We start from the raw sequence: 13,575 nt of genomic DNA, 5'->3' as shown, positions 1-13,575 counted from the left end.
GCCGCTCGCCGGCCCCGACCGCGCCGTCCGGACGGGCCTGCCGCGGGCCCGCGACCGGGCGGACGCCGGCTACTTGGTCGCCGCCAGGGTCTGCCGGATCAGCTTCTTCAGGTCGGCGATCTCGTCGCGCAGCCGGGCCGCCAGCTCGAATTGCAGCTCCGCCGCCGCGCTGTGCATCTGCTCGGTCAACTCCTGCACCACCCCGGCCAGTTCGCTGGCCGGCATGCCCTCGGTGTTGCGCGGCTCGTGACTGCCCAGCGGCACCGGGGAGACCCCGCGCCGTCCGCCGGCACGGGTCACCAGCCCGGCGGTGTCGGCGTCCTCACGGGCCAGCATGTCGGTGATGTCGGCGATCTTCTTGCGCAGCGGCTGCGGGTCGATGCCGTGTTCCAGGTTGTAGGCCACCTGTTTGGCGCGCCGCCGGTTGGTCTCGTCGATCGCCGCCGCCATAGACGCGGTGATGCTGTCGGCGTACATGTGCACCTGGCCGTTGACGTTCCGGGCGGCCCGGCCGATGGTCTGGATCAGCGACCGCTCGGAGCGCAGGAAGCCCTCCTTGTCGGCGTCCAGGATGGCGACCAGGCTGACCTCGGGCAGGTCGAGGCCTTCGCGCAGCAGGTTGATGCCGACCAGCACGTCGTACTCGCCGAGCCGCAGCTCGCGGAGCAGCTCGATCCGCTTCAGGGTGTCGACCTCGGAGTGCAGGTACCGGGTGCGGATGCCGTTCTCCATCAGGTAGTCGGTGAGGTCTTCGGACATCTTCTTGGTCAGCGTGGTGACCAGCACCCGTTCGTTGCGTTCGGCGCGCTGCCGGATCTCGCCGATCAGGTCGTCGATCTGGCCCTTGGTCGGCTTCAGGATCACCTCGGGATCGACCAGGCCGGTGGGCCGGATCAGCAGTTCGACCGGTGGCCCGGAGCGGGCCATCTCGTAGGGACCGGGGGTGGCCGACAGGTACACCGTCTGCCCGATCCGGTCGCAGAATTCCTCGAAGGTGAGCGGACGGTTGTCCATCGCGCTGGGCAGCCGGAAGCCGTGCTCGACCAGGGTGCGTTTGCGGGAGGCGTCCCCCTCGTACATGCCGCCGATCTGCGGCACGCTGACGTGCGACTCGTCGATGACCAGGACGAAGTCGCTGGGGAAGTAGTCGAGCAGGCAGTTCGGGGCGCTGCCCGCGCCGCGTCCGTCGATGTGCCGGGAGTAGTTCTCGATGCCCGAGCAGGTGCCGATCTGGCGCATCATCTCGATGTCGTAGCCGGTGCGCATCCGCAGCCGCTGCGCCTCCAGCAGCTTGTGCTCGCCCTCCAGCTCGGCCAGCCGCACCTCCAGCTCGGACTCGATGCCGGTGATCGCCCGCTCCATCCGCTCCGGGCCGGCGACGTAGTGGGACGCCGGAAAGATGGCCGCCTCGGTGTCGATCGAGATCACCGTGCCGGTCAGCGGATGCAGCGTGGAGAGGGCCTCGATCTCGTCACCGAAGAACTCCACCCGGACCGCGTTCTCCTCGTACATCGGGAAGATCTCGACGGTGTCGCCGCGCACCCGGAAGGTGCCCCGGGTGCCGGCCAGGTCGTTGCGGGCGTACTGGATGTCGACCAGCGCCCGGAGCAGGGTGTCGCGGTCGCGCTCTTCTCCGACCCGCAGCCGGACCATCCGGTCGACGTACTCCTGCGGCGTGCCCAGGCCGTAGATCGCCGAGACGGTGGCCACCACGATGACGTCGCGCCGGGTGAGCAGCGAACTGGTCGCCGAATGCCGCAGCCGCTCCACCTCCTCGTTCAGCGAGGAGTCCTTCTCGATGTAGGTGTCGGTCTGCGGCACATACGCCTCGGGTTGGTAATAGTCGTAGTAGGAGACGAAATACTCGACCGCGTTGTCGGGGAAGAAGTTGCGCAGCTCGTTGGCGAACTGGGCCGCCAGGGTCTTATTGGGCTGCATCACCAGCATCGGACGCTGCAGCCGTTCGGCCAGCCAGGCCACCGTGGCCGTCTTGCCGGTGCCGGTCGCGCCGAGCACCACCACGTCGCTCTCGCCGGCGGTGATCCGACGCTCCAGTTCGTCGATCGCAGCCGGCTGATCGCCGGCGGGGACGAAGTCGGCCTGGACCTTGAACGGGGCCACCCGGCGCTGCAGATCGGTTGTCGGACGCATGACCGCAAGCGTAGGCGTCCCCGCTGACAGTTTCGGATCGGAGCCGGCCGGAGGTGTGCTCAGGGATCGTCCCGGCACGCACGTTGCCCTGGTTCAGGCTCATTCACCGGGTTTGAACCGAGTGAACGAGCCCGAACCAGGGCAACGTCGGAACGCGGGAACCGATCAGGCCTTCAGTTGGCTGTTCAGCAGCGAGGTGGTCATCCCCAGGAAGTCCTCACGGGAGGAATCCAGTGCGCTCGCGGACGGCGCGATCAGCGTGGACATCACGGCCAGCCCGTCGTCGCGGACCGAGATGACCGACAGGTAGTAACGCTTGACCGACCCCTGAGAGGTGGCCTTGGTGCCCCACCAGCTGCCGACGCCCGCCGAGAGCCTGTCGTTGCCGACGTCCATGGTCGACGGCTCCTTGCTGCTCACCCCGGACATGTCGGCGGTGATCTGCTTCATGTAGCTGGCGACCACGTCCTTGCCGGTGACCTGACCCTCGACCCGGAACGCCTGGGTGGCCAGCACCGCCGTGCCGTTGCTCAACTCGGTGTAGCTCTTGAGCTCGTTGCGGCTGGTCTGTCGCCAGCCGTCCGCCGGCGCCACCGAGACGCCCAGGCCGACCTCGACCGCGCCGGACGGGTTGGCCGTCGTCGAAGTGGACGGGCTGGGACCGGTGGACGGGTCGGTGCTGGGTTGCGGCGACGGCGGCGCGGTCTGGGCGGACACCGTCGGCGAGGCGGTCGGCGTCGGTCCCGCGCCGGAGCCGAACAGGGTCATCAGCAGGACGCCGGCCAGGGTCACCGCGGCCAGCGCGGCGACCACGATCCCGATCACCATGCCGTTGCTCTTGGGCGTGGGCGGCTGGGGCGGGAATCCGCCGCCGGGGTAGCCCATGCCCGGCTGCCCGCCGAAGGACGCCGGACCTCCGGCCGGCGGATACGGGCCGACCGGCCGGTATCCGGCCTGCTGTGGATTCGGCCGGACGCCCGGACCGGACGGCTGCCCTCCCGGTGGGAACGGCTGGCCTCCCGGCGGGAAGGGCTGGCCCGCCGCCGGGAAGGGGGGTGTCCCCGGTTGCGGATAGGGCTGCCCGCCCTGCGGGAATTGACCACCGCCCTGCGGGAGCGGCTGACCGCCGCTCGGCGGGAACTGACCACCGCTCTGCGGGAAAGGCGGGCTGCCCTGCGGGAACTGGTCCCCTTGGGGAAACTGGCCGCCCTGCGGGAACTGGCCGCCCTGCGGGAACTGGCCGCCCTGGGGGAACGGCTGGCCGCCCTGGGGGAGCGGCTGACCGCCGCCCTGCTGCGGGTGCTGCGGGCCGCCCTGACCGGGGAACTGGTTCTGGCTCATGCCTGGGCCTCCCCGCTCTCGGCGTGGCCGTGCGGCACCTTCCCGGCGGCCCGCACGCTGACCCCGCAGTTGGAGCAGAACAGCGCGCCGGGAAGCAGCGGCATCTCGCAGCTGGGACAGAACTCCAACCCCGGCCCGACCCCGCGGGCTCGGGCCGTGGACTCCAGCGCGGCCTCCATCAGGCCGCGGTGCAGCGCCGTCCGGATCCGCAGCACCAGCACGGCCAGGATCGCCAGGCCCCACAGGATCGACAGCACCAGGGCGAGCACCGGGCTGCCCACGAAGTTCAGCAGGTAGAGCCCGCCGGCGAACAGCAGGTTCGCGCCGACCGCCTCGGCGACGCCGCGGAAGTAGCGCGGGGTGAAGCCGTCGTAGCCCTCGCCCAGCCCGGAGAACTCCGCGCAGGCGATGCCGGTCGCGGTGCCCATCAGCAGCGGCTTCACGAAGCCCTCCAGCACCAGCAGGGAGATCCAGGTCGGGGCGTCCGAGACGCCGGCGTAGCCGCCGGTGATCAGCGGCCAGTGCTTCACGACTGTGTCCGCGGTGGCGAACCCGACACCGGAGATGACGCCGAAGGTGAGGCCGTCCATCAGGTCGTCGAATTCGGGGCGGGACGCCAGCAGCACCGGACCGAGCTGCCGGATCGCCTCGCCGACCAGCGGGGCCAGCACCGCAGCGATCAGGAAGCCGGTCAGCGACGGTGCGGCGCCGGCGTCGTCCCAGGAGGACGCCGGGGCGATCGGGCCGCGCAGGGCCAGCCACAGCCAGCTCCACAGTCCGCCCAGCACCGCGGTCAGCAGGAAGGCCAGGCCGGTGACCAGGACCGGCTCGTCCTCCCACAGGTTCACGTCGTAGAGGTAGACGATGTAGACGATCGGCATCGCGAACGCCGCGATCAGCACCGCGATCGGCAGCGCTCCGGTGGCCCCCACGATCACGGTCAGCAGCAGCGCCAGCCCGAGGGCGAACTGGTAGGTCATCGGCCGGACGGCGGCGCCGCGCGGCATGATCGTCGAGACGAGCCGCAGGGACACCACGGGCTCGTCGGGCTTGGCGGCGAACGATGCCCGGCGGGCACCGTCGTCGGTGTGGGTGTCCAACCCGCACACCTGGCAGTAGTGAGCCGCCTCGGGTACCTCCGTGTGGCAACGAGTGCACTGCACGAGTGAGCTTCCTTCCGGTCGGTTGACGGCCCGCGTCCGGGAGCCGCATCGGGTCAGTCTCTCAACACCAGGGGCCGCGATCGCCCCTCCCGATACACCGTTCAGCCGCTCTCTTCCGCGCGACGCAGATCGCGGACGGTCGCCAGCCCGACGGTCGCCGGCCGAACCGGGCCCGGCGTCCGGGTCAGCCCAGCTGGTCGAGGAAGTCTTTGCGCATCGCCACGATCTGCTTGCGCCGCTTCTCGGAGATCCCGGACGGTTGCAGCACGATCACCGCCAGCGCCCCGCCACCGGCGGTGTCGTCTTCGTCGCTCCGGTCGATGACGACCCTGGCTTCGGCGTCCACCTGCTTGCCGTCGCGGGTCCCGGAGACGGTGGCGGCGCCGGTCTCGACGGAGTCCTTGCGACCCCTGCTGGTTTCCAACGCACCCCGCTTGCGCAGGCTGGAGACATGCCGGTTCAGCAGCCGCTGGGCCTCCTCGACGGCGGTGACGTCGTCGCCGGGGGTGTAGGCCCGGAAGACCACGGTCGCCCCGCCGCCGACCAGGACCAGCTGGTTGTCGCTCTGGTCGTCCACCGTCCAGCCGTCCGGCCACGACACGGTGTGTCCGCCCAGGTCGGCGTCGTTGCTGTCCGGGTCGCCCCCGTCGGTGGAGTCGTCGTCGGCGCCCGGCACCCAGTCGGTGGGATCGGAGCCCGTCGGCCAGCCGTTCCCCGACATCCCGCCACGGCTGCTGGCGACCACGCCGAGCACGGCCACCAGCGCCACGCCTCCGCCCAGGACGCCGAAGAACTGCCGCCGACCGGGACCGCTGGAGCGGGGTGCCGGCGGCGGCGCGCCGAAGTTCATCAGCGGCGCGGGGTTGGTCGGGGGCTCACCGAAAACCGGACCGCGTCCGAGCTCGTCCTCACCCTGCTCCGGGTAGTTCTCGTAGCGGGGAGGTGGGTTGCTCACGGAGCCAGGGTGCCACGGAGTCCCGCATCATCGCGGGAGGCGGCGGCCAATCGGGTCCACAACGCGTCCACCGCGACCCGCAACTGCGCCGGCGTCCCGTTGTTGTCCAGCACCGCGTCGGCCGCCGCGAGCCGCTGCCCGCGGCCGGCCTGGGCGTCGATCCTGGCCTGCGCCTCGCCCGGGGTCAGCCCGCTGCGGGCGACCAGCCGGGTCAGCTGGACCTCGGGGTCGACATCCACCACCACGACGACGTCGAAGGCGTCCTGCTGCCCGGTCTCCACCAACAGCGGGATGACCTGCACCACCACCGACCCGGACGGCGCCGCCCGGGTCAGCTCGGCCGCTCGGGCCCGGACCGCGGGATGCACGATCGCCTCCAGGTCGCGCCGGGCGGCCGGGTCGGCGAAGACGATCGCCCCCAACGCTGCCCGGTCGAGTTCCGGCCCACCGGACGCCGACCGCAGCACCCCGGCCCCGAACCGAGCCGCGATCGCGTCCAATCCGGGGGTGCCGGGTTCGACCACCTCGCGAGCCAGCAGATCGGCGTCGATCACCACCGCGCCGAGCTCGGCGAGCCGGTCGGCCACCGCCGTCTTGCCGGACGCGATCCCCCCGGTCAGCCCGACCAGCAGGACATCGGCACGCTCGTCATTCACCGGGCCAGCATGCCCGCCGACCCGTCGTCCGGGAAAGTGCCGGTCGCCGGCCGATCGTGTCGCACCCGTTGTCAGGGGAAGTCACGACCAGCTCGACCAGCGAAATCGGTGCTGCCGGAATCAGCGCCGCCCCGGCCGAAACGCCGACCGGCCCGGCTCCCCCATCGGGGAAGCCGGGCCGGTCGAGTGGATCCAGCCGGACTCAGCGGTTGCCGGTGAGCCGGTCGCGCAGCGCCTGCAGGGCCTCGTCGGAGGCCAGCGAGCCCTCGGCCTGCTCGGTGGACGCGCCACCCGCGGAGTACGCGGCGGTGCTGGCCTCGGCCACCGCGGCCTCGACACCAGCGGCCTCGGCCTCCTTGACCTGCTGCTTGTGAGCCTCCCAGCGAGCCTGGGCCTCGGCGTACTGCCGCTCCCACGCCGCCTGCTGCTCCTCGTAGCCGGGCTTCCACTCCTGGGTCTCCGGATCGAAGCCCTCGGGGTAGATGTAGTTGCCCTGCTCGTCGTAGGAGGCGCTCATGCCGTACAGCGCCGGGTCGAAGTCATCGGCGTGCATGTCGACACCCTCGTTGGCCTGCTTGAGCGACAGCGAGATGCGGCGGCGCTCCAGGTCGATGTCGATGATCTTGACCATGACCTCGTCGTTGACGGAGACGACCTGCTCGGGGATCTCCACGTGACGCTCGGCGAGCTCGGAGACGTGCACCAGGCCCTCGATGCCCTCTTCCACCCGGACGAAGGCGCCGAAGGGCACCAGCTTGGTGACCTTGCCCGGCACGATCTGGCCGATCTGGTGGGTGCGGGCGAAGGTCTGCCACGGGTCTTCCTGGGTCGCCTTCAGCGACAGCGAGACACGCTCGCGGTCCATGTCGACGTCCAGCACCTCGACGGTGACCTCGTCACCGACGGTGACCACCTCGGACGGGTGATCGATGTGCTTCCAGGACAGCTCGGAGACGTGCACCAGGCCGTCCACGCCGCCCAGGTCGACGAAGGCACCGAAGTTGACGATGCTCGAGACGACGCCCTTGCGGATCTGGCCCTTGGCGAGCTGGTTGAGGAAGGTGTGACGCACCTCGGACTGGGTCTGCTCCAGCCAGGCACGGCGGGACAGCACCACGTTGTTGCGGTTCTTGTCCAGCTCGATGATCTTGGCCTCGAGCTCCATCCCGACGTACGGCTGCAGATCGCGCACCCGGCGCATCTCGACCAGCGACGCGGGCAGGAAGCCGCGCAGGCCGATGTCGATGATCAGACCGCCCTTGACCACCTCGATCACCTTGCCGGTGACGACGCCGTCGGACTCCTTGACCTTCTCGATCGTGCCCCAGGCGCGCTCGTACTGAGCCCGCTTCTTGGACAGGATCAGCCGGCCCTCCTTGTCCTCCTTCTGCTGGACCAGGGCCTCGATCTCATCGCCGACCGCGACGACCTCGAAGGGGTCGACGTCGTGCTTGATGGAGAGTTCCTTGGAGGGGATCACGCCTTCGGTCTTGTAACCGATGTCGAGCAGGACCTCATCCCGATCGACCTTGACGACGGTTCCGGTGACGATATCGCCGTCATTGAAGTATTTGATGGTTGCGTCCACCGCAGCCAGGAAGGCTTCGGGGGAACCCAGGTCGTCGATAGCGATCTGGGCTGCCTCGGGAGAGGAGGTCATGTAGTAGGGCTCCGATAACTGGATGTATGGGTTTGTGGTGTTGGCACGGCCGTTGTGCGCCCACCTCGCTCGGTCTGGAGGCGGACAAGCCACGCCGATCCACCAGCCTATCGAGAGGCTGGCCGCTCGGTCAAAAGAACGAAGTAACGATCCGGGCACAACTGCCGCCCGAATCGATCGGGACCCCGGACGGGGGTTTCCCGGCTCCCGCACGGGCCGCCCGGACGCGGTCCGGTCCCGGCCTGGGTGGGCGAACCGACCCAGGCCGGGACCGGAACATCGCTGGGACGGATCAGGCCGACGCCCCGGCCAGTTCCTGCCGGTCGCCGGTCTCGGCGACCGAGCCGCGACCGTTGTAGACGTCCTCGTCGAGGATGCCGTTGCGCTTGGCGACGATCGCCGGAACCAGCGCCTGCCCGGCGACGTTGGTGGCCGTCCGGGCCATGTCGAGGATCGGGTCGATGGCCATCAGCAGACCGACCCCCTCCAACGGCAGGCCGAGCGTGGACAGGGTCAGCGTCAGCATCACCACGGCGCCGGTCAGGCCGGCGGTGGCGGCCGAACCGACCACGGCCACGAAGGCGATCAGCAGGTAGTGGGTGAGGTTCAGCTGGATGCCGAACAGCTGCGCCACGGTGATCGCGGCCAGCGCCGGGTAGATGGCGGCGCAACCGTCCATCTTGGTGGTGGCGCCCAGCGGCACGGCGAAGGAGGCGTACTCGCGCGGCACGCCGAGCTTGTCGATGGCGGCGCTCTGGGTCAGCGGCAGGGTGCCGATCGAGGAGCGGGACACGAACGCGAAGACGATCGCCTCCCAGGCGCCGGCGAAGAACCGCCGCACGCTCAGGCCGTTGAGCTTGAGCAGCACCGGGTAGAGCCCGAACAGCACCAGCGCGCAGCCGAGGTAGACGTCGATGGTGAACACCCCGAGCGGGGCCAGCAGATTCCAGCCGTAGGTGGCCACCGCCTTGCCGATCAGCGCGGCGGAGCCGATCGGGGCCAGCCGGATCACCCACCAGACCAGCTTCTGGGCGACCGCCAGGACGCTTTCGGCAAAGCTGACGAACGGACCGGCCTTCTCCCCCGCGGCCAGCGCGGCGGCACCGAGCGCGATGCCGATCACCACCAGCTGCAACACGTTGAACGACAGCGAACTGCTCACCGCGATGCTGCCGGCGGCCTCGGTGGCCTTGCTGCTCACCTCGAGGCCGAGGATGTTGCCGGGCACCAGGGACTTCAGGAAGTCGAGCCAGCTGCCCTGGGTGGCCACCGCCGCGGCACCCTCGGTGCCGATGGACGCGTTGGCGCCGGGGTTGGTGAGCAGGCCGATGGCGATGCCGATGACCACCGAGACGGCGGCGGTGATGGCGAACCAGAGCAGCGTCTGGACGGCCAGCCGGGCCGCGTTGGCGACCTTGCGGAGCTGGGTGATCGAGACGATCAGGGCGGTCAGCACCAGGGGCACGACCAGCACCCGGAGCAGCTGGACGAAGATGGTGCCGACGGTGGCCATGGTCTCGGTGAGCCAGCCGAGGGTGAAGGCGCGGGCCAGGAAGCCCAGCAGGACGCCGGCGGCGAGGCCGACCAGAACCTGGGCCCAGAAGGGGAATTGACGGCGTGCCGGAGCGGCCGCCGTTGCGGATGAGGACATGGTGGATGAAGCCTTTCGGATTGCGAGGGGTGTGGACAGGGGCGCGCGGGAACGTCCGCTCAACCGCGCATCAACACAGGCAGCTGGCGTCCATCCGGTGATCGATCACCCGACAACTCCACAACAGCGGCATGCGACACCTTTCCGTTCGTTGGGCGACAACCAGCGCCCGTCGGGGGTTATTCCCGATCCGTCGGGGAATTCCCGATCGATTTCCGGACCCGTCGCGCCCCGGCCGCCACAAACCCCTAGGTATCTGGATCAATCCGCTCGCGGCGTGATCACGCCACCCGTCGGTCCGCCGACGATCTCGATCCGGGCAGTCGGAGGGTCGGGGACGGGCTCCGGCCGCGGCGGCAGATCGAACGACAGCGATTGACGCGCCAAGCCCTGCGCGGGCCAGGCCACCGAGACCGTCACCGTTCCCGTGCGCGGCGCCGGCTCGATGGAGAGGGAGTGCCCCTCACCAGCCGTCCAGTCGATGGTGTCGTCGACGCGAAAGGGCGAACCGGTCGATGCCTCATCGTCATCGAACTCCCACGGGCCGATCGAGGGTACTTCTACGCCGTCGATCGCAACCCAGAGATTCGGCTCGTCGGGCGTCCGCGGCGCCGGCGGCCGATCGGCGGAGTCCAGCGGGAGCGGCGGGTCGCAGAGCAGATCGCAGTCGATCACCAGCGACGATCCGTCGCGATGCGCGTCCCGGACGAAGAAGAGCGCATTGCCCCCGGCCACCCAGCGAGACCAACCCAACGACTCACCACGACTGGTCATCGGCTGGCCCAGGCGTCCGGCGCCTGCGCCAGCCGACGGACGTGATCGGGCAGCCGGCCGGTCCGCAGCTGTTCCAGCGAGGTGTCGTCCAGCACCTGGCGCAGGCTGGACCGGACCGCCACCCAGAGCACCGGCAGGTGCTCGGCGACCCCTTCGTACTCGGTCTGGTGCGGACGTCGTCCGCGCACCTCGGCGAGCGGGCCGTCCACGGCGCGGAAGACCGCCCCGACCGGGATCTCGGACGCCGGGCGCGCCAGCCGATAGCCGCCGCGGGCCCCCTTGGTGCTGACCACCAGCTCGGCCCGGCGCAGATCGGCCAGGATCGCCTCCAGGAATTTGCGCGGCAGCCCCTGCGCCTGGGCCAGGGCGTCCACCGACACCGGGTCCCCCGGTTCGGCCGCCTCGGCCAACTGCAGCATCGCCCGGACGGCGTACTCGGTCTTCGCGGTGATCTCCACGGACCTCATTGTGGCCCCTCCTGGACACAACTGGCCGGAACCCTGTGGCCTACCCGGCCAGCGCGGGGAACTCCTCGTCGCTGGGCAGCGTCCGGGTCGGCACCACCCAGACCAGATTCCCCACCTCCAGCTGCAGGGCGGACGCCTCCGCCCTGGTCAGCTGGGCGAAGAAGCGCTCCCCGGTCTGGGTGTGCCGCAACTCGACCCGCACCTCGAAACCGAGCCGGACCAGCCGCTCGACCTCCGCCTCGGTGACCCGGACGCCGTTCGCCACCGCCGCCTCCTCGGCGCTGCGGGCGTCCCGGGTCAGGCGGAGGTCGTGCGGCCGGGCGATCTCGCCGTTGAGCCGGGAGACCGAGCCCAGGAAGGACATCACGAACGGGTTGGCCGGACGCTCGTACAGCTCGTCCGGGCTGCCCACCTGTTCGATCCGGCCCTGGTTCAGCACGGCGATCCGGTCGGCGACGTCCAGCGCCTCCTCCTGGTCGTGGGTGACCAGCACGGTGGTGACGTGGACCTCGTCGTGCAGCCGGCGCAGCCAGCGCCGCAGGTCGTCGCGCACCTTGGCGTCCAGCGCGCCGAACGGCTCGTCGAGCAGCAGCACCTGCGGGTCGACCGCCAGGGCCCGGGCCAGCGCCATCCGCTGCCGCTGGCCGCCGGAGAGCTGCGCCGGGTAGCGGTGCTGGAAGCCGGCCAGGCCGACCACCTCGAGCAGTTCGTCCACCCGTTTGGCGATCTCGGCCTTGGGGCGCTTGCGGATGGTCAGCCCGAAGGCGACGTTGTCGCGCACGGTCATGTGCTTGAACGCCGCGTAGTGCTGGAACACGAAGCCGATGCCGCGCTGCTGCGGCGGCGCGTGGGTGACGTCCCGGCCGGCGATCGCGACGGTGCCGCCGTCGAGATCCTCCAGCCCGGCGATGGCCCGCAGCAGGGTGGACTTGCCCGAGCCGCTGGGGCCGAGCAGCGCGGTCAGGCTGCCGGAGGGGATCTCCAGGGACACCTCGTCCAGCGCCTTGAAGGTTCCGTAGGACTTGCGCGCGTCGGTGACGCTGATCATGCCGAGCTCCTCGAGGTGGTGGCCACGGCCACCTCGGCCGTGGGTCGTTTGCGGTCCAGGACGGTCATCAACAGCAGCGTCGCCAGCGCCAGGAACATCAGCAGCGTGGCCGCCGCGTAGGCGCCGTAGGTGTTGTGGTCGTCGATGTAGCGGGAGTGCACCAGCAGGGTGAGGGTCTGCGAGACGCCGGGGAAGCCGGAGCTGACCATGATCACCGCGCCGAACTCGCCGAGCGCGCGGGCCACGGTGAGCACCACGCCGTAGGTGAGTCCCCAGCGGATCGCCGGCAGGGTGATCCGCGAGAAGGTCTGCCAGCGGGAGGCACCCAGGGTGGCCGCCGCCTGCTCCTGTTCGGTGCCGATCTCGACCAGCACCGGTTCGACCTCGCGCACCACGAACGGCAGGGTGACGAAGACGGTGGCGATCACCATGCCGGGCAGTCCGAAGATCACCCGGATGCCGAGGTCCTCCAGGCCGCCGAACCAGCCATGGACGCCCCACAGCATGATCAGCGAGACGCCGACCACGATCGGCGAGACGGCGAACGGCAGGTCGACGATGCCGGACAGCAGCCGGCGTCCGGGGAACCGTCCGCGGACCAGCACGATGGCGGTGACCACGCCGAAGATCACGTTGATCGGCACCGTGATGGCCACGATCAGCAGCGACAGGTTGAACGCGGAGATCGCCGCCGGCGTCCGCACCGATGCCCAGAAGGCGCCGAGGCCGGGTTCGAAGGTGCGCCACAGGATGGTCACGATGGGCACCGCCAGCAGCACCGCCAGGTAGAGCAGGACCAGGATGCGCAAGCCGATCCGGGTCGGGGTGGAGACTCTCATGCCGACCGCTCCTGACGTTGCTGCCCGCGCGATGCCGCCCAGCGCAGCACCAGCAGGGTGAGGAACGAGATCGCCAGCAGCACCAGTGAGACGGCCGCGGCGTTGACCGGGCGGTCGATCTCGATCTGCTGCTGGATGTACTGGGACGCCACCTGGGTCTCCCGCGGGATGTTGCCGCCGATCAGCACCACCGAGCCGTATTCGCCGATCGCCCGGGCGAAGGCCAGGCCGCCGCCGGAGATGATCGCCGGCGCCAGGGTGGGCAGCACCACCCGCCGGAAGGTGGTCCAGTTCCCGGCGCCCAGGGACGCCGCCGCCTGCTCGACGTCGGTGTCCAGTTCGAGCAGCACCGGCTGCACGGCACGCACCACGAACGGCAGGGTGACGAAGGCCAGCGCCACGATCAGTCCCCAGCGGGTGGCGTTCAGCTCGATGCCGACCGGGCTGTTCGGCCCGTACAGCGAGAGCAGCACGATGCTGGCCACGATGGTGGGCAGCGCGAACGGCAGGTCGATCAGGGCGTCCACGATGCGCTTGCCGGGGAACTCGTCGCGGACCAGCACCCAGGCGATCAGGGTGCCGGCGACCACGTTGATCAGCGCCACCACGGCCGCGACCAGCACCGTGGTGCCCAGCGCGGCGAGCGCGACGGGGGCGGTGATCGCGTCGACGAAGCTGCCCCAGCCCTCGGAGAAGGAGCTGACCGCCAGCGCGGCGAGCGGCAGCAGCATGATCAGGCTGATCCACAGCGTGACCACGCCGAGGGTGAGCCCGCTGACCCGTCCGGCGCCGGCCCGGCGAACCGGACGCCGGCCCGGGGACGCCTGGCGGGCGTCCGCCGGGGCGCCCGGGCGGGCCGCGTCCGGAGCG

The 13,575-nt window shown here is 70.5% G+C and carries 12 protein-coding genes; all 12 read right to left on the bottom strand.

The genetic code is table 11. From position 1 onward, the window contains the following. Nucleotides 1–69 precede the first annotated feature (69 nt). Nucleotides 70–2,151: an excinuclease ABC subunit UvrB gene (uvrB, locus tag QM582_RS00465; RefSeq protein ID WP_415080757.1), complete on the bottom strand. Its 2,082-nt coding sequence runs from the start codon at nt 2,149–2,151 to the stop codon at nt 70–72. Between the two features lie 165 nt (nt 2,152–2,316). Further along, entirely contained in the window at nt 2,317–3,492 is a 1,176-nt protein-coding gene (locus QM582_RS00460; protein ID WP_415080756.1) for a hypothetical protein, read from the bottom strand. Then, complete coding sequence (locus tag QM582_RS00455; RefSeq protein WP_415080759.1) at nt 3,489–4,601, bottom strand: PrsW family glutamic-type intramembrane protease; 1,113 nt, start codon at nt 4,599–4,601, stop codon at nt 3,489–3,491. Before QM582_RS00455 ends, QM582_RS00460 begins: the two co-directional genes overlap by 4 nt. A gap of 238 nt (nt 4,602–4,839) precedes the next feature. Then, nucleotides 4,840–5,610 (bottom strand): hypothetical protein, encoded by a 771-nt coding sequence (locus QM582_RS00450; protein WP_415080754.1) that lies wholly within the window; start codon nt 5,608–5,610, stop codon nt 4,840–4,842. Beyond that, entirely contained in the window at nt 5,607–6,266 is a 660-nt protein-coding gene (coaE, locus tag QM582_RS00445; protein WP_415080752.1) for a dephospho-CoA kinase, read from the bottom strand. The genes QM582_RS00450 and coaE overlap by 4 nt, the downstream gene beginning before the upstream one ends. Before the next feature lie 202 nt (nt 6,267–6,468). Beyond that, nucleotides 6,469–7,926 carry a 30S ribosomal protein S1 gene (rpsA, locus tag QM582_RS00440; protein ID WP_415080750.1) on the bottom strand — a complete coding sequence of 486 codons (1,458 nt, stop codon included), beginning with the start codon at nt 7,924–7,926 and terminating at the stop codon, nt 6,469–6,471. A gap of 292 nt (nt 7,927–8,218) precedes the next feature. Continuing rightward, a complete protein-coding gene (locus tag QM582_RS00435) occupies nt 8,219–9,577 on the bottom strand; it encodes a dicarboxylate/amino acid:cation symporter (protein ID WP_415080749.1) in 1,359 nt (452 codons plus the stop codon). A 261-nt stretch (nt 9,578–9,838) separates the two neighbouring features. Further along, nucleotides 9,839–10,312, bottom strand: a complete 474-nt coding sequence (locus QM582_RS00430) for a hypothetical protein (RefSeq protein WP_415080748.1) — start codon at nt 10,310–10,312, stop codon at nt 9,839–9,841. A 35-nt stretch (nt 10,313–10,347) separates the two neighbouring features. Beyond that, complete coding sequence (locus tag QM582_RS00425; protein WP_415080747.1) at nt 10,348–10,809, bottom strand: RrF2 family transcriptional regulator; 462 nt, start codon at nt 10,807–10,809, stop codon at nt 10,348–10,350. Nucleotides 10,810–10,858: 49 nt separating this feature from the next. Continuing rightward, on the bottom strand, nt 10,859–11,866 hold the full coding sequence (locus QM582_RS00420) for a sulfate/molybdate ABC transporter ATP-binding protein (protein WP_415080745.1): 1,008 nt from the start codon (nt 11,864–11,866) through the stop codon (nt 10,859–10,861). Then, a complete protein-coding gene (gene cysW / locus QM582_RS00415; RefSeq protein ID WP_415080743.1) occupies nt 11,863–12,705 on the bottom strand; it encodes a sulfate ABC transporter permease subunit CysW in 843 nt (280 codons plus the stop codon). The genes QM582_RS00420 and cysW overlap by 4 nt, the downstream gene beginning before the upstream one ends. After that, the coding region (gene cysT, locus QM582_RS00410) for a sulfate ABC transporter permease subunit CysT (protein WP_415080741.1) at nt 12,702–13,575 on the bottom strand (874 nt) is incomplete at its 5' end. The genes cysW and cysT, both read right to left, overlap by 4 nt.

The organism is Micropruina sp., from assembly GCF_047607385.1.
GTDB lineage: Bacteria > Actinomycetota > Actinomycetes > Propionibacteriales > Propionibacteriaceae > Micropruina.
Note: the sequence above shows the minus strand (reverse complement) of the source record. Positions and strands in the feature narration are given on the sequence as shown.

Coding starts and splice junctions, on each gene's coding strand:
- rpsA (WP_415080750.1), bottom strand. CDS start 7,926: ATGACCTCCTCTCCCGAGGCAGCCCAGATCGCTATCGACGACCTGGGT.
- cysW (WP_415080743.1), bottom strand. CDS start 12,705: ATGAGAGTCTCCACCCCGACCCGGATCGGCTTGCGCATCCTGGTCCTG.
- QM582_RS00420 (WP_415080745.1), bottom strand. CDS start 11,866: ATGATCAGCGTCACCGACGCGCGCAAGTCCTACGGAACCTTCAAGGCG.
- uvrB (WP_415080757.1), bottom strand. CDS start 2,151: ATGCGTCCGACAACCGATCTGCAGCGCCGGGTGGCCCCGTTCAAGGTC.
- QM582_RS00460 (WP_415080756.1), bottom strand. CDS start 3,492: ATGAGCCAGAACCAGTTCCCCGGTCAGGGCGGCCCGCAGCACCCGCAG.
- QM582_RS00435 (WP_415080749.1), bottom strand. CDS start 9,577: ATGTCCTCATCCGCAACGGCGGCCGCTCCGGCACGCCGTCAATTCCCC.